The sequence below is a fragment of the Streptomyces sp. CB02414 genome, from assembly GCF_001905385.1.
Lineage (GTDB): Bacteria > Actinomycetota > Actinomycetes > Streptomycetales > Streptomycetaceae > Streptomyces.
Map to the genome: position 1 here is coordinate 641,655 of NZ_LIPF01000003.1, position 16,601 is coordinate 658,255.

Sequence of the window (16,601 nt, forward strand, 5' to 3'; positions counted from 1 at the left end):
GTCCTCTCATGCCTGCGCGGATGCCTGACGGCACCAAGTTGTCGCGTGCATGTTCGCCCGAACAAGTGGCGGGACGGCAACGATTGGGTTACTGAGCAGTAGTCACCAACCTGCCGCCCCTCGTCAGGCCGTGATCTCCACCCCGTCCGGCACGTTCCGCACCCGCGGCAGCCGCGGATTGACCCGCAGCACCCGCAGCCGGGGGAAGCCGGACAGCCAGGAGAGGTCCGTGTCGGGCAGCTCCGCGTTGAGCCAGAGGTGGGTGAGCTGCCCGGGGAGCAGCCCCGCCAGCAGCTCCTCGGCCCGCATCACCCCGGCCACCTGGATGCGCGGACGCCCGCCCAGCCCGCGCAGCGCCGTCAGTTCGGCGGCGTCGGAGACCGGGAAGTAGAGGCCGTCCGGGTCCAGGTGGGCGATGATCTCGTCGGCGTACCGCTCGGTGTCGAAGTGCCGCCATCCCCGGGCCAGTTCGGCGCGGACCGGCAGGGCGGACCGGGAGCGCAGCCGGACCAGGTAGTCGATGGCGGCGTCGTCCTGCACCCGGGTCGCGGTGATCGCGAGCAGCAGCGCCTGACGGTCGTCGGGGACCTGTCCCGGGTCCGGCAGCAGCTCCAGCACGATGGGGCCGACCCAGCCGAGGCCCCGGGCGGCGAGCTCCGTCGTCGGGCGCACCAGGTTCTTCGTCCGCTCGTGCACCAGTTGCTGCACCGCGGGGTCGAGTTCGGTGACGTGCTCCAGGCAGGCCGCGGCCATCAGCCGACGGTGGTTGACCTGCGGGCGGCGCAGTCCGGGCGCGGCGGCGAGCAGCCGGTCCAGGAAGTGCGCGCACTCCTCGGGGCGGGCGTGGGCGGCGGCCATCCGGATGACCTCCTCCCACTCGGGCTGGTGGGCGTGGTCGACCAGGGTGGGAAAGCGGCCCCGCGCCACGATCTCCTTGGCGGCCAGGTAGTCCTGGAAGGTGCGGTGGACGAAGTCGACGGACTCGCCCGACCGTTCCCGCAACAGCCCGGTGCGGTGCAGCAGATGGTCGAAGATCTTCGCCCCGTCGCCCTGCGCACGGGCGGCCGGCATGGCGGGCAGCGCGGCGTCCAGGATGCCGACCGCCCGCTCGCGGGTCAGCTCGGAGGCGTCCTCCTCCAGCATGGCGTGGGCCAGCTTCTGCAACAGCCGCTCCCTGGTGCTCTGCTGGAGCCGCACATCGTCGGCGTACAGCACGTCCCGTTCGGGGTCGCGGCGCTGGAGCAGCATCTCCAGGGCGGCGTCGTACAGCTCCTTGCGGCCGCTGGGCAGGGAACCGGACCGGTCCCGGTTCAGGGCGCAGATCAGGCCGCACATCAGGGGGTTGGTGGCGAGCTGGCGCAGCTCGCGGTAGATGCGTACGGAGTGCAGGAGGCGCTGCTCGTACTCGTCCAGGGCGCCGCGCTCCCGCGGCCCCCGCGACCGGCTCTGCTCGTCGAGGCGGGCCGCCGAGTGCCAGTCGCGGATGAACCGCGTCACCTGCTCCCGCGACATGGGCGCGAGCGACAGCTCGACGAAGTCCTCCTCGGCCAGCCCGCCCCCCGAGAGCCAGCCGTCGGACACGGCGGACGGCCGGGAGGTGACCAGGCAGCCGTTGCCGGAGAAGACCCGCAGCAGCCGCCGCAGCCGGTCGCGCAGCTCGCCGCGCGTCTTCTCGGGCGCCTCGTCGATGCCGTCGACCAGCAGCAGCGCTCGGCCCGCGAGCAGGGTGCGCACCACCCAGCCCTCCGGCGCCCGGTCGGCGAGCGGGTGCCGGACCGCGTGCAGGAAGTCGTCCGGCGCGGGGAAGCCCTCCCGGGCGAACCGGCGCACGGGGAGCACGAAGGGGACCCGGGAGCCCTCCCGGGCGGCGGCCACCGCCAGCCACTGCACCAGCGTCGTCTTGCCCGAACCGGCACCGCCGCGCAGCAGCACCCTCTCGTGGTCCTCCAGGGCGCGGTCGGCCAGCAGCACGGTGCGCTGCTCGTCCTCCGCGCCGCCCACGCCGCCGCTGCGCTCCTCCGCCTCCAGGCTCAGGTAGGTCTCTTCCAGCGGCCAACGGTCGGGCGCGTTGGGGAAGTCCACGCCGACGATGGTCAGCCAGCCGTGGCGCCGGGCCACCCACCGGGCGTACTCGGCCTCGAACGCGGCGTCCTCCGCGGACCGCTCCGGCTGCCGGGCCGCCGCCTCCGCGTCGGCGAGGTCGACCAGCTGGGCTATCCGGCTCGCCCGGCCCGGCAACTGCCGCTGGAGGTGCGGCGAGCGGCGCACCAGGTGGTGCAGCACGTGCAGGCACACGGAGACCAGCAGCGCGTCGTGGAACCAGGCGGCGTCCGGCGACAGCCCCCGGTCCGCGCCCTGCACCGCGCCCCGCAGCCGCCGCGCGTAGCCCTGCGGCCCGAGCCGCACGGCGTCGGCGTCGGTGACGTCCACCTCGGCGATCGCGAGCAGGGTGCGGGCCAGGACGTCGACGACCGACGCCAGTTCGGCGGCGGGCGCGGCGTGCCGCTCGGCGGCGAGGTGGACGAGGTCGGCTGCGGTGCGGTGGACGTCGTCCGGCGTGGCCGACGCGCCCCGGCCGTGCCAGGTGACGAGGCCGGGGACCGGTTCCGAGAACACGGGCGGCCGGGTGGGGGCACGGAAGAGTCTGCGGACGAGGGGCGCGGCGAGTTGGGAGGGCGTGCGCACGGCGGAATCCATGGATACGGCTTACCCCTGGGGTCATGAGGACGAGTCGGGCGCGGCGATCTGGAGCTTCACCCCTTCGGGCGCCTGTCGGGCCACGGCGAGGTCCGTGTCCGACAGCACGGCGACGGTGCGCAGGCCGGGGAAGGCCGAGAGCCAGGCCAGCCCTTCCACGGGGTGGGTCGCGTCCAGTGTCAGGTGGAGGAGACGGTCGGCGACGATCAGTTCGGTCAGGTCCTCGACGCGGTAGGCGCCGCGGACGTGGATGTGCTCCCAGCCGCCGAGTGAGCGCAGGGTGCGCAGGTCCTCGACCGTGGACACGCGGACGGCCCACTGCCTGGGCAGATGGGCAAGGACCTCGCGGGCGTACCGTTCCCGGTCGAAGGTGTGCCAGGCGGCGGCGAGGGACTGCTGCACGCCGGAACTGCGGTGATCGCGGAAGCGGCACAGGAACTGCAACGCCGCCTCGCTGCCCACGCCGACCGCTGTGTGCACCACGCGGGCCGCCAGGCCGAGGTCTGCCTCCTCCGGGCCCGGAAGCAGCCCCAGCACCAGGTCGCCTCCGGCGCGCGCCAGTTCCAGCGCCGCGTCGAAGGTCTTCGGCGGCACGTGCGTGAGCAGCCCGGCCTCGACCCGCTTGCGCACCCCCGGGTCGACTTCCGCAACGTACTGGAGCCCGGCGGCCGCCAGCAGACTGCCGCGCGGGTGGCGCAGCTCCGTCAGCCGGCTCAGTACGTACTCCGCCTCCCTGGGCCGGGCGTGCGCGAGGGCGAGCAGGACGACGTCCTCCCAGTCGTCCATCTCCGCGTGGTTGACCAGCAGGTCGAAGTCCATCTCCTGCACGGCCAGCCGGGCACCCAGATAGTCCCGGAAGGTGCGGTGCAGGAAGTCCACCCTTGCCTCGGCGGGCTCGCGGAGCAGTCCGGAGCGCAGCAGCAGCGCGCGGTAGACGTCCTCCTCGCCGGTGTCCGCCAGGCCCAGGGCCGGCAGCGCGCGGCCGATGAGCTGCAGGGCCTCGGCCCGGTCCATCTCCTGGCGGCCGTTGCGGATCAGCCACCACGCCAGCTTCTGCAGCAGCTGCACCTGGGTCGCGTACGGCAGCCGCGGCCCCTCGGAACCGGGCAGTTCACGCTCCCGGTCGCGGCGTTCCAGGAGCATGGTCAGGGCGGCCTCGTACAGGGACTTGCGGTCCTGCGGCAGGAAACCGCGGCGGTCGCGGTGCAGGGCGCACAGCATGCCGCACATCAGCGGGTTGGTGGCCAGCCGGTTCAGTTCGGACGTGCTCCGCACCGACCTCAGCAGCGACTCGCCGACCGACTCCTCCGCGTCGGCCGCGCGGTGCCAGCGCCGTACGAAGGTGGCGACGTCGTCCTGGGACATCCGGGCGAGGGAGTGCTCGCCGAAGCCCTCGGCGGCCAGCCAGTCCTCCGGCACGGCCGACGGGCGTGAGGTGACCAGCCACAGGTTTCCGGGAAAGGCCCGCACCAGTTCGCGCAGCCAGCGCCGGGCGGCGGCGCGGCGGTCGCCGGCGATCTCGTCGATGCCGTCCACCAGCAGCACCCCGCGCCGGGCCCGCAGCACGCGCTCGGCCCACCCCGGCGGCTGCTCCCCGGCCACGGGGGCGCCCACCGCCCGCAGGAAATCGCCGGGGAAGGGCAGCTCCGCCCCCGGCCGGACGATGCGGCGCATGGGCAGCACGAAGGGCACCCGCCCGATGAGGTGGGTGAGCCCGTGGTCGTAGGCGCGGCTCGCCGCGGTCACCGCGAGCCACTGCACGAGGGTCGTCTTCCCGGAACCGGCGGCGCCGCGGAGGAAGACCTGCTCCTGCCCGGCGAGCACCTGCTCGGCGGCCACGGCCAGGTACTCCGTGTCCCGGCGGCCCTCCCGCCCCGCGTGCGGCCGGGTCGCCTCCAGACTCAGGTACGCCGCGTCCAGCGGCCACTCCCGCGTCCCGGCGTCCAGCCCGTAGATGGTGAGGGTGCCGTAGCGGGCGGCGATGTGGTCCGCGTAACGCTCCTCGAAGCCGGCGTCCTCGGCGGACTGGGACGGCAGCCGTTCCAGCAGTACGTCGACGGCCCGGACCAGCCTGGCCAGTTGCTGGGTCTGGACGGTCTGCTGGCGGGCCACGTAGGTGGAACGCTGGGTGAGGAAGTTCAGGATGTGCAGCGCGGCGGTGTGCAGCAGCCGCTCGTACAGGAGCGTCCCGCTCCCGCCCAGGCCGTACGGGGCGAGCGGCACGCCCGTGCGCAGCTCGCGGACGAAGCGCTCCGGGCCGAGCCCGACGGCCTCGTAGTCCTCGATGGTGATCTCGCCGAGCCGGGCGAGGGTGTGGGCCAGGGCGTCCTGGACGGCGCGGGCCTCGTCGGCGTCGATGGGCTGCTCACCGGGCCCGGCGGCCCGCAGCGCCCGGCGGACCAGTTCCCCGGCGACCTTGTCGACGTCCTTCGGTGTGACGCCGCGCTTCTCGCTCCGGAAGGAGACCAGCGCCGATATCCGCACCGGCCGGTCGACGAGCCCGGCCCCGGGACCGTCCCGGACGAAGAGCCTGCGGACGAGCGGAACCACCGCGCTGGACGCGACACGGGCCCCGAGTGCTGTGACGTCGACCATGTTCCGAGCCTAGGTGAACAGCCTTGTGCGGGGGGCGGGTTAAGGGTGACGGGAGTAGCCCGGGTCACATTCGAGGGGTCATCGCGGACCGCCGCCGGTGATGTGCCGCACAGGGGTTCCGGGGCGTACTACGGGGAATAGTGGATGCCTCAAGAACTACGAAAACGGACATATCTCCGCGAAGGAGTGGCCGCCTTGCGGGGCTCTGGCCTGGTTTTGTCCGAATCGGGAGTTGTGTCAAGAGGTGGGAAGTATCGTGCTGAAGTACTACTTAGGGTCGTAGGTCACACCATTGTGCGGTTTGGGCTGGTCGGGTTACCAAGGTTGAGCCCGCCCGGTGAGCGCCTCGAGCGTCCCGCCGGAGGGGCTTTCCTCTGCACCCGTCCCCATGAGGTTCGAATGTTCCCGCGTGTCACGTCCCGTGTTTCCCGTACGTCCGTCCGCACCCGCGCCGCGGTGATGGCCGCAGGCCTCGGTGCCTCGGTCGCACTGGGGGCCGGGGTCGCGGCAGCCACCGGCACCACGGCGGCTTCCAGCACCTCCACCGCGGCGAGCGCCGTCGAGGCCCAGGCCGTGGCGCAGGCCGAGGCGGCGAAGGCCGAGAAGGCCGCCGCCAAGACCGCCACCGCCAAGAAGTCGGCCACCAAGAAGAAGGCCGCCTCCTGGGTCGACCCGGTGAAGAACTACAAGCTCACCGCCAGCTTCGCCCAGAACGGCGGCATGTGGGCCAGCAAGCACAGCGGCCAGGACTTCGCCGTGCCGATCGGCACCAACGTCGTCGCCACCCACGGCGGCACCGTCGTCAAGGCCGGCGGCAACGGCGCCGGTGACGGCCCCGCCTACGGCAACGCGATCGTGATCAAGCACGGCAACGGCACGTACTCCCAGTACGCGCACCTGTCCAAGATCAACGTGAAGGCCGGCCAGATCGTGAAGACCGGCCAGTCCATCGCGAAGTCCGGCAACACCGGTAACTCCAGCGGCCCGCACCTGCACTTCGAGATCCGTACGACCCCGAACTACGGCTCGGCCGTCGACCCGGTCTCCTTCCTGCGCTCCAAGGGCGTGACGGTCTGAGGACCAGGGGTCACGTACCCGTAGCGCCCCGGTGCGCCTGAGTCACCAGGTCGGTGGCTACCTCGAGGACGGCCGCGCGCTTGTCCTCGGGGTCGCCCGCCAGGTCGTTCAGGACGAACATCCCGGCGTGCAGCGTGAAGAGCGCACTCACACAGCGGACCTGGTCGGCCAGGTCCGCTTCGGGGTCTATCAGGATGTCCCGCAGGCCGAGCATGCGGGTCTTGAACATCTCGCCGATGCGCAGGTCCCGCACGGTCGCCTGGTTCTCCTGCATGAAGCGGAAGAGCGGGGCCGCGGCCGCCAGCGCGTCGCTGTAGCGGCGGATGATCTCCTGTTTCGTCTCCAGGGTGTGCGGCTGCTCCCGCCCCCACTCGATCAGGTCCTCCACCGGCCGGACCAGACCCTCGAAGATGCTGACCAGGATCTCTTCCTTGGTCTTGAAGTGGTAGTAGAGCGCCGCCTTGGTGACGTCCAGCCGCTCGGCGATCTCGCGCAGCGAGGTCTTCTCGTACCCCTGCTCGGCGAAGAGCGCGAGCGCCACGTCCTGGATGCGCCGGCGGGTGTCCCCGCGGCGTCGCTGCTGCTTGGTGCTGTCCATCGTGCCGCCCATCCTCCTACGCACCTCCCGCTCCGCGCACTTTCCGAAAACTTACTTGACGCCCGGCTAGTTACGCCTCTACCTTCCCGAGTGTAGTCAACTTGCCGGTCGGCAAGTAAGCGGGCGAGCGACAGCGGTAGCTGGGGGAGTGAAGGTCCATGGCGGACGCACCGGCGGCAGGGGCCGTCGACACGAGTGGCGGCAAACAGCCGAGGAGCGTGCGGGTGGTCCTGCTCGCTCTCATGATCGCGATGATGCTCGCGATGCTGGACAACATGATCATCGGTACGGCGATGCCGACGATCGTGGGCGAGCTCGGCGGCCTGGAGCACCTCTCGTGGGTGGTCACCGCCTACACGCTCGCGACCGCTGCCTCCACCCCGCTGTGGGGCAAGCTCGGCGACCTGTACGGGCGCAAGGGCGTCTTCATGACGTCCATCGTCATCTTCCTGATCGGCTCCGCGCTCAGCGGCATGGCACAGGACATGGGCCAGCTCATCGGCTTCCGCGCCGTCCAGGGCCTCGGCGCCGGCGGTCTGATGGTCGGCGTCATGGCGATCATCGGCGACCTCATACCGCCCCGGGAGCGCGGCAAGTACCAGGGCATGATGGCCGGCGTCATGGCGCTGGCCATGATCGGCGGACCGCTGGTCGGCGGCACCATCACCGACCACTGGGGCTGGCGCTGGTCCTTCTACATCAACATCCCGCTCGGCGCGATCGCACTCGTCGCCGTCAGCGCGGTGCTGCACCTGCCGAAGAAGCGAAGCCAGGCCCGGATCGACTACCTCGGCGCCGCGCTGCTGACCGTCGGCATCACCGCGATCGTGCTGGTCACCACCTGGGGCGGCACCGAGTACGCCTGGACCTCCGCGCGGATCATGGAGCTGATCGGCATCGGCGTCGCCGCGCTGGTCGGCTTCGTGTTCTGGCAGACCAAGGCCGCCGAGCCGATCGTGCCGCTGCACATCTTCCGCAGCCGCAACTTCACGCTGATGTCGCTCATCGGCTTCATCGTGGGCTTCGTGATGTTCGGCGCCACCCTCTTCCTCCCGCTGTACCAGCAGGCGGTGCAGGGCGCCTCGGCCACCAACTCCGGGCTGCTGCTCCTGCCGATGCTGGGCGCGATGCTCGTCACGTCGATGGTCGCCGGGCGGATCACCACCAGCACCGGCCGCTACAAGGTCTTCCCGGTGGCGGGCGGCGCGCTGATGACGGTGGGGCTCTTCCTGCTCTCCCTCATGGACACCGACACCAGCCGCGTCACCTCCGGGCTGTACATGGCCGTGGTCGGTCTCGGCATGGGCTGTCTGATGCAGATCACCATGCTGGTGGCGCAGAACAGCGTGGAGATGAAGGACATGGGCGTCGCGTCCTCCTCCACCACCCTCTTCCGCACCCTCGGCTCCTCCTTCGGCGTGGCGATCATGGGCGCGATCTTCAACCACCGGGTCCAGGACGTCATGTCCGAGCGCGCCGGAGCGGCCGGCTCCCAGGTGACCGAGCAGTCGGCGACGCTGACCAAGGAGGCGCTGGACCTGCTCCCGGCGACGGCCCGCGAGGCCTACCAGCACGCGGTCTCCTCCGGTACCCACGGCGCGTTCCTGCTCGGCGCCGCGGTGGCGGTGCTCGCGCTGGTCGCGGCGGTCTTCGTGAAGGAGGTCCCGCTGAAGGGCGCGGGCCCGCAGGCGGCGGACGGCCCGGCCGACGGGGACGACGACACGGCGGCGAAGAAGGCACCGGTGACCGAGGCGGTGTGAGGCCCACGGAGAAGGCCCCCGGGTGGTTCCGGCCACCCGGGGGCCTTCTCCGTGGGCCGTGTTCACCCCGCCGTACGGCCGGTAGCGTGGCGGCGTGAGCGCCGTCCCCGTACGGCTCCGCACTCGCCGAGGAGGCCGCCAGTGAAGCGCTCCGTCGTCCGCGCCCTCGCCGCCACCGCGGGGGTCGCCGCGGTCGTGGCCACCGCCGTCGTACTCCGTCAGACCCCTCCGTCCGAGCCCGAGAGCGGCACCTCGTCCTTCGAGGTCCAGCAGGACCGGCGCGAGGTGGAGAAGTACTGGACCGAGCGCCGCATGGAAGAGGCCGAACCGGCCCCCATGCCGCACGAGGAGCAGCCCCGAGGCGTCCCGGGGGCAACCGACGACAACGCCGTAGATGTGCGTGCCAGACCCCGCGTCTGCGGCATGATCCGCCGGACTGGCCCTAGGCCCCGCCCACCCGGTCCGGCAGCATCGGATGGCTTCCGGTGTTGGTCGGCGCGTGCTCCGGCAGCCAGAGCACGGCGACCGCGCCCTCGGCCGGGACGTTCTCGGGCGCACCGGCGGGACGGACGTTGCGGAAGGTGAGGCGGGCGCCCAGGACCCGTGCCTGGCCCGCCGCGATGGTCAGGCCCAGCCCGTGTCCCCGCCCGGCCCGGTCCGCCGCGCCGGTGCGGAAGCGGCTCGGCCCCTCGGCGAGCAGGTCCTCGGGGAAGCCCGGCCCGTGGTCGCGGACCCGGATCACCCGTCCCTCGACGCTGACCTCGACGGGCGGACGGCCGTGCCGGGCGGCGTTGGCGAGCAGGTTGAACAGCACGCGCTCCAGGCGCCGGGGGTCGGTGGTGACCTCCGACTCGTGCACCACGTGGACGGCGACGTCCGGGTCCTTGGCCGTCACCCGCCGGGTCACGAAGGCGCCCAGCATGATGTCCTGCAGTTCGGCCCGCTCCGAGGCCCCGTCGAGCCGGGCCACCTCCAGGACGTCCTCCACCAGCGTGCGCATCGCCTTGGCCCGGTCCAGCACCAGCTCGGTCGGCCGCCCCGGCGGCAGCAGCTCGGCCGCCGTCAGCAGCCCGGTCACCGGCGTACGCAGCTCGTGCGCGATGTCGGCGGTGACCCGGCGCTCGGCGTCCAGCCGCTTCTGCAGGGCGTCGGCCATCGCGTCCACCGCGCTCGCGAGGTCGTCCGTCTCGTCCCGGACCACGCCGCCGATGGCGTCCCGCACCCGCACGTCCGGCTCGCCCTTGGCGACCTCGTTCGCGGCGGCGGCGGCCTTGCGCAGCCGGCGCGAGAGCTGGCCGCCGATGAGCACGCCGAGCGCGCTGCCGCCGAGGACGACCGCGATGGAGCCGATGACCAGGGCCTGGTCCAGGTCCTCGAGGATGTCGGCGCTGCGGTCGGTGAAGCCGGAGTGCAGGGACATCACGTGCCCGTCCTTGAGCGGCACGGCGGCCCAGATGTCCGTCACCCCGTCGTCCCGCTCGGAGACGTACGTCGCCCGCCGCCCCTCCTCGACCTTGCGGCGCAGCTCCGGGGGCAGGTCGGGGTCGTCGATCTTGGCGTTGGGGAAGTTCTGCCGCCCGGACAGCTCGTAGTTGCGCTGGGCGATCAGGACCCGGTCGTCCGCGAGGTCGCGGGCGTTGTCCAGCATCGAGACCCGCGCCGCGTTGTGCACGACCAGGCTCAGCGCGACCGCGACCAGCGCGCCGACCAGCGCGATCGCCGCGCTGAGCTTCCAGCGCAGCCCGCTGCGGATGCCGAGCGTACGGATGCCGAGCGTACGGATGCCGAGCGGGCGGCTGCCTGGCGTGCGGACGCCCTGCCCGCGTTGGAAGAACCCCCGCATGTCCCTGTGTCCCGCCGTCCCCGCTCAGGCCTTCAACTTGTAGCCGAAGCCGCGGACCGTCTCGATCCGGTCCTGGCCGATCTTGGTGCGCAGCCGCTGCACGTGGACGTCGACGACGCGGGTGTCCCCGCCCCAGCCGTAGTCCCACACGCGCTCCAGCAGCTTGTCCCGGGAGAGCACCGTGCCCGGCGCCGAGGAGAACTCCAGCAGCAGCCGCATCTCGGTCGGCGTGAGCGCCACCGGCCGCCCGGACCGCCGCACCTCCATGCCCTCGGTGTCGACCTCCAGCTCGCCGAAGGTGAGCACACCCCCGGTGTCCGGGGCGTTCCCCGCGTCCGCCCGGTCGCCGCCGCCCGCGTGCCCGAAGCGGCGCAGCACCGCACGGATCCGGGCGACCAGCACGGCCCCGTCGAACGGCTTGGTCACGTAGTCGTCGGCGCCCGCCTCCAGGCCGAGCACCACGTCGATGGAGTCCGCCCGCGCCGACAGCATGATCACCGGCACGGTCGACTCGTCCCGGATGCGGCGGCACAGACTGACGCCGTCGAGACCGGGGAGCATGACGTCGAGGAGCGCGATGTCGGGGCGGTCGGCCCGGAACGCCTCCAGGCCCGACAGCCCGTCGGGCATCGCGGTGACCGCGAAGCCGTCCCGCTCCAGGGCGAGCTGCGTGGCCTCGCGGATGACGTCGTCGTCCTCGACGAACAGGACGTGGGTCTGGTCTGCCATCCCGGTGCTCTCAGTCCTCGTGTGCGGTCACTCGGTAGACGCGGCGAGCGCGCGCCGCGTTCATTCCCCCGCCGGTGTTTCATGTCTTCATCGGCCCGGGCGGCCCGATCGGTTCACCCGGGTCAGTTCTCCGGTTCCGGAGCCGGAGAGGGCACGCTTCCGACCGCGTTGCTGTAGTCGTTGTGCATGCGGTACTCCTCGGTGAACCGGTCCGACGCCCAGCCGTACGTGATCACGATCTGGCTGGACGGGCTCGACACCGTGTCGCCCTTCTCGTAGACCTGCTTGGACACCACCAGGTCGCCGCGGTCGATCTCCGCGTAGACCGGCGGCTCCTCGGCCTGGAACACATTCTGGTAGGCGCCGTCCTCCTCGCGGTACACGTAACTGCCCACACCCACGCCGTCGGCGCACGTCAGCACGTTGACGACGACGTCCTCGGCCGAGCCGCCGGTCAGCTTCCCGTACGAGACGTCGACGGGGTACTGGTCGCCGGCGCACGGCTTCAGCTCGCGCTTGACCTCGGCGGACACCTTCGGGTCGGTCTTCACCAGCCGCACCGCGTCCACGCGCTGGGGACCCTTCGAGGGGGAGGCCACCGGGGAGGGGGAGGCGGCACCCTCCACCGCCTCCGCGTGGGCGGGCCCCTCGTCACGGGCGCCGGTGCCGCCGGCCCCGCAGCCGGACAGGGAAACGCCGAGGGCGACGAACGCGGCCACCGCCGCACTCGCCGCCTGCGTGCCGTTCCTCGCCCCGCCGGGTGATCGACCGTTGGTCAGGCCGCGCAACGCTCCCGCTCCTCACGCTCCAGCGCCCGCGCGTCCAGATCGCGGGCGACCAGCTCCTCGCGGAGCCGGGCGAGCGCCCGGTGCAGCGTGCTCTTGACCGTTCCCGCCGACATGCCGAGGGCGGCGGCGGTCTCCTCCGTTGACATCTGCTCCCAGTGTCGCAGCACCACGACACTGCGCTGCTTCGGGGCGAGCACCTTCATGACGTCCATCAGCAGGGCGCGGTCCGCGTGCTGCTCGGTGGAGTCGTCCACACAGGACTCCGGGAGCTGCTCGGTCGGCACCTCCTCCAGCTTCCGCGCCCGCCACCACTCGGTCCGCGTGTTGATCATCACCCGGCGCAGGTAGGCGTCCGCGAGCCGCTTGTCCTCGATGGTCGACCAGCGGCGGTACGTCCGGGCCAGCGCGGTCTGCAGCAGGTCCTGGGCGTCGACGGGGTCCGGGACCAGGCGCCGGGCACTGCGCAGCAGCGCGTCCTGCCGGGTGCGGACGTACTCCTCGAACTCGAGCACCTCGCCCATGTCAACCGCCTTCCGATCCCCGTACTCCGACGGTGGTCACCGCCGGAAACGAAGTTAGGGAAGCGTTGTCACGGCGCTGTGCGAAGGACCCTGCGGCAATCCCTCGGCTGTCCGTCGGTTGTGTAACGGAAGGAGGAACCGGACAAATTGCCGCGCCGCTTGCGGGTGACAAGGGTGTTTCAGGAGTGCCTAAGAGGTGTCTGAGGACGATTCGCCCGGCCGTGCCGGTGTTACGGGCGGCGTCAGCCCACCGGCAGCCGGTACAGCCCGTCCGCCAGCGGTTCCACCAGGCCGTCGGAGACGAGGCCGTCCAGGGCGCGGGCGCGCTGCACCGGCTCGTGCCACACCTGGTCGAGCGCTGCCTGCGGCACCGGTCCCGGCGCCTCGCGCAGCACCGCGAGCAGCCGTCCGCGCACCTGCCGGTCGGTGCCCGCGTACGTCTGCCCGCGCCGCGGCGGCCCGTCGTGCGCGGGCTTGCCGGCCAGCCGCCAGGCGCACCGGCCGGAGATCGGGCAGCGGTGGCAGGACTCGTTCTTCGCCGTGCACACCAGGGCGCCCAGCTCCATCGAGGCGGCGGCCCAGCGGGCGGCGTCGCCCTCGTCCTCCGGCAGCAGCGTGCGCGCCAGCTTCCGTTCGGCGGCGGTGGTGGCGTTCGGCGGGTACTGCACCCCGGTGACCGCGCGGGCGAGGACCCGGCGCACGTTGGTGTCCAGCACGGCGTGCCGCTGGCCGTAGGCGAACGAGGCGACCGCGGCGGCCGTGTACTCGCCGATGCCGGGCAGCGCCAGCAGCTGCGCGTGGTCCGACGGCACGTCGCCGCCGTGCCGTTCCGTTATGGCCGAGGCGGCGCCGTGCAGGCGCAGGGCGCGACGCGGGTAACCGAGCCGGCCCCAGGCCCGGACCGCCTCGCCGGGCGCCTCGGCGGCGAGGTCGGCGGGGCGCGGCCAGCGGGCCAGCCACTGTTCGTAGACGGGCAGGACGCGGTTCACCGGCGTCTGCTGGAGCATGAACTCACTGACCATCACGCCCCAGGCACCGGCCTCGGGACGCCGCCACGGCAGATCGCGGGCGTGCTCGGCGAACCAGTCGGCGACGGGGGCGTGCAGCGGCCCGCCGGAGGCCGGAGCCGCGGCGGGGTCGGAGGGGCCGTTGTGCGAGGGCTTCGTGGGCGCAGTCATGACCCTCCGATCCTGCCACGGAAGGACCCTCCCACGGGCGCACCGCCACCCGGTGGCGGGGCGCCCGTGGGGCACGACACCTGACGATCGGCAGGGGCGCCGCCCTGCCCGCCGCTTGTAGCGTCGGGCCCATGGAAGGAACCCGTCCGGCCGACGCCCCGGCGCCCACCACCGTTGCCGGGGTCGGCCTCGGTCCCGCTGCCGATGAGTCTCCGGTCCGGGCCTCGGGCCCTGCCGTCGCTGCGGGGGTTGCCCCCGGTGCCGCTGCTGAGGCGTCCCCGGTTTCCACCACCGTTGCCGGGGTCGGCCTCGGTCCCGTCGCCGATGTGCCTCCGGTCCGGGCCTCGGGCCCTGCCGTCGCTGCGGGGGTTGCCCCCGGTGCTGCTGCTGACGCGTCCCCGGTTTCCACCACCGTTGCCGGGGTCGCCCCCGTCCCCGGCCCCGGCCCCGGCGACGTAGCCCCCGTCCCGGCCCCGGGCCCCGCCCCCGCTGCCGAAGCCGCGCCCACCACCGTTGCCGGAACCGGCGGTGCCGGTCCCGGTCTCGCTCCGTTCGGCAGGGGTGTCCTCCTCTGGGCCGTCCTGGCGCTGCCCGCCGTCACCGCCGACCGGCTCGGGATGAACGAGCCGCGGCCCCTGTGGCAGCAGCTGGCCGGGCTGGGGGTACTCGCCGTGGCGGCCGCGCTCTCCCGCCGGCGGCCGCTCGTCTCCTTCACCCTCACGGCGGCCCTGGGCCTGACCGCCGCCCCGGCCCTGTTCACCGTCTCGTACGGCCCCGCCCTCGGCGTCTTCGCCCTCCTGCTGGGCCTGCGCGCCCAGCGGGCCCGCCCCGCGGTGGCCGCCTTCGTGGCCGTCGACCTCGTCGGCACGGCGCAGATCGCGCTCGTCGGAGCCGACCCGCCGCCCGAGTGGCTGGTGATGACGGGCACGCTGCTCTTCGGCTGCGTCTTCCCCTGGCTCTGCGGACGCTACTGGCGCCAGAGCCGGGCGCTGGCCGAGGCCGGCTGGCTCAGGGCGGCCCGGCTGGAGGATGAGCAGCGGCACGCCGAGGAACGGGCCAGGCTGCGCGAGCGGGCCCGGATCGCCCAGGACATGCACGACTCCCTCGGCCACGAACTGAGCCTGCTCGCCCTGCGCGCCGCCGCCCTCCAGGTCTCGCCCGGCCTCGCCACCGACCACCGGGCCGCCGCGGCCGACCTGCGCGCCGCCGCCGCGGACGCCACCGACCACCTGCACCGCATCATCGGCGTACTGCGCGAGGACGACGAGCCGGCCCCGCTCGCCCCCGCCGGGGAGAGCATCGAGGAACTCGTCGCCAGGGCCGCCGAGTCGGGCCTCCCCGTACGCGTGGAGCGGCCCAGGGGCACCGCCGTGCCCTCGGCAGCGGCCCCGGAACCCGGCGGCGTCGCCGGACGCCTCCCGCACCGCGTCGTGCGCGAGGCCCTCACCAACGCGGCCCGCCACGCGCCCGGCGCCCCGGTCGTCGTGGCGGTCGGGAGCCACGCCCACGGCACGACCGTCACCGTCACCAACGGACCGGCCACCGAGGAGGCGGCCCCGACCCAGGGCGGTTCGGGCCTGCTCGGGCTGCGCGCCGCCGTCACCTCGGTCGGCGGCGACTTCTCGGCCGGCCCGCACGGGGACGGGTTCCGCGTCCGGGCGTACGTCCCCGCACAGCAGCCCACGCCCGCCACCCCCGTCCTGCCGCCCCCCGCCCCCACCAGCCCCTTCCCCCGCGCCCGCCGCCGCGTCGCCCTCGGCCTGGGCGCCGCCGCCGGCGCGGGCGTCGTCCTGGTCGGCGCGGCCTTCGGGTGGTACGCGTACACGGAGACGCACTCGGTGCTCACCCCGGCCGCGTACGCGCAACTGCGCCCGGGAACGCCGTACGACGAGGTCGCCCCCGTGCTGCCGGACCGCGAGGCGCACGACCCGCCCACCGACCGCGCCCCCGCACCGCCACCGGGTGCCCACTGCCGCTACTACCGGGCGAGCGGCGAACTGCTCGTCTCCATCGACCACTTCCGGCTCTGCTTCGACGCACCGGGACGGCAGGGGAAACTGATCGCCAAGGACGTGGTCCCCGGCGTCGGCCGCCCGGACCAGGACCACGACGAGAACGCCGAGAACACGGAGAACGGGGGACCCGTACGGTGATCCGGGTACTGCTGGCCGACGACGAGGCGATGGTGCGGGCCGGGGTCCGCGCCATCCTGGCGAGCGGCGGCGAGAGCGAGGTCGTCGCCGAGGCGGGCGACGGCCGCGAGGCGGTCGAACTCGTCCGCGCCCACCGCCCCGACGTGGCCCTGCTGGACATCCGGATGCCCCGCCTGGACGGCCTCGCGGCGGCCGAGGCGATCGCCCGGACCGTCCCCGGCACGGCCGTCGCGATGCTGACCACGTTCTCCGAACAGTCCTACGTGGCCCGCGCCCTGGCCGCCGGAGCCACCGGCTTCCTGCTCAAGTCCGGCGACCCCTACGAACTGATGGCCGGCGTGCGGGCCGTGGCCGAGGGCGCGGCCTTCCTGTCCCCGAAGGTCGCCCGGTACGTCGTCGAGGACCTCGGCCGGGACGGCGGCCGCCTCGCCCGCGAGGAACGGGCACGCGCGAGCGTCGCCCGCCTCAGCCCGCGCGAGCGCGAGGTCCTCGGCCTCGTCGGCGCCGGCCTGTCCAACCCGGAGATCGCCGCCCGGCTGCACCTCGTCGAGGGCACGGTGAAGGCGTACGTGAGCGCGGTGCTGGACCGGCTGGAGGTACGCAATCGGGTCCGGGCGGCGATCGTCGCGTACGAGGCGGGACTGGTCGAGCCGGACGGCTGA

General features: G+C 73.3%; 12 protein-coding genes. 4 read left to right on the forward strand and 8 right to left on the reverse strand.

All coding sequences use genetic code 11. From position 1 onward, the window contains the following. Positions 1-123: 123 nt before the first annotated feature. Complete coding sequence (locus AMK11_RS13990; RefSeq protein ID WP_073726730.1) at positions 124-2,697, reverse strand: NACHT domain-containing protein; 2,574 nt, start codon at positions 2,695-2,697, stop codon at positions 124-126. A gap of 21 nt (positions 2,698-2,718) precedes the next feature. Further along, positions 2,719-5,292 (reverse strand): NACHT domain-containing protein, encoded by a 2,574-nt coding sequence (locus AMK11_RS13995; RefSeq protein WP_073726731.1) that lies wholly within the window; start codon positions 5,290-5,292, stop codon positions 2,719-2,721. A gap of 399 nt (positions 5,293-5,691) precedes the next feature. Between AMK11_RS13995 and AMK11_RS14000 the strand changes: the two genes are divergently transcribed. Further along, positions 5,692-6,369 (forward strand): M23 family metallopeptidase, encoded by a 678-nt coding sequence (locus AMK11_RS14000; RefSeq protein WP_073726732.1) that lies wholly within the window; start codon positions 5,692-5,694, stop codon positions 6,367-6,369. A gap of 10 nt (positions 6,370-6,379) precedes the next feature. On the opposite strand, the gene AMK11_RS14005 is transcribed toward AMK11_RS14000, so the two are convergent. Continuing rightward, positions 6,380-6,979, reverse strand: coding sequence for a TetR/AcrR family transcriptional regulator (locus AMK11_RS14005; RefSeq protein ID WP_198941353.1), 600 nt, complete (start codon positions 6,977-6,979; stop codon positions 6,380-6,382). A 146-nt stretch (positions 6,980-7,125) separates the two neighbouring features. Between AMK11_RS14005 and AMK11_RS14010 the strand changes: the two genes are divergently transcribed. Beyond that, positions 7,126-8,727, forward strand: a complete 1,602-nt coding sequence (locus AMK11_RS14010) for an MDR family MFS transporter (protein WP_073726733.1) — start codon at positions 7,126-7,128, stop codon at positions 8,725-8,727. Between the two features lie 442 nt (positions 8,728-9,169). Here AMK11_RS14010 and cseC read toward each other — a convergent pair whose 3' ends face one another. The 5 genes from cseC to AMK11_RS14035 all read right to left on the reverse strand — a co-directional run bounded on the left by cseC (position 9,170) and on the right by AMK11_RS14035 (position 13,786). Continuing rightward, entirely contained in the window at positions 9,170-10,570 is a 1,401-nt protein-coding gene (gene cseC, locus AMK11_RS14015) for a two-component system sensor histidine kinase CseC (protein WP_073726734.1), read from the reverse strand. 24 nt (positions 10,571-10,594) lie between these two features. Then, a complete protein-coding gene (gene cseB, locus AMK11_RS14020; protein ID WP_073726735.1) occupies positions 10,595-11,299 on the reverse strand; it encodes a two-component system response regulator CseB in 705 nt (234 codons plus the stop codon). Positions 11,300-11,421: 122 nt separating this feature from the next. Then, the gene (locus AMK11_RS14025; RefSeq protein WP_073726736.1) at positions 11,422-12,087 is read right to left on the reverse strand and encodes a hypothetical protein; all 666 of its coding nucleotides are present in this window, start codon (positions 12,085-12,087) and stop codon (positions 11,422-11,424) included. Continuing rightward, positions 12,075-12,608: a SigE family RNA polymerase sigma factor gene (locus AMK11_RS14030; RefSeq protein WP_043371941.1), complete on the reverse strand. Its 534-nt coding sequence runs from the start codon at positions 12,606-12,608 to the stop codon at positions 12,075-12,077. The genes AMK11_RS14025 and AMK11_RS14030 overlap by 13 nt, the downstream gene beginning before the upstream one ends. 242 nt (positions 12,609-12,850) lie before the next feature. Beyond that, a complete protein-coding gene (locus AMK11_RS14035) occupies positions 12,851-13,786 on the reverse strand; it encodes an A/G-specific adenine glycosylase (RefSeq protein ID WP_073726737.1) in 936 nt (311 codons plus the stop codon). A gap of 617 nt (positions 13,787-14,403) precedes the next feature. Here AMK11_RS14035 and AMK11_RS14040 point away from each other — a divergent pair. Further along, positions 14,404-15,939, forward strand: coding sequence for a sensor histidine kinase (locus AMK11_RS14040; protein WP_079187419.1), 1,536 nt, complete (start codon positions 14,404-14,406; stop codon positions 15,937-15,939). Then, positions 15,936-16,601: a response regulator transcription factor gene (locus tag AMK11_RS14045; RefSeq protein WP_073726738.1), complete on the forward strand. Its 666-nt coding sequence runs from the start codon at positions 15,936-15,938 to the stop codon at positions 16,599-16,601. The genes AMK11_RS14040 and AMK11_RS14045 overlap by 4 nt, the downstream gene beginning before the upstream one ends.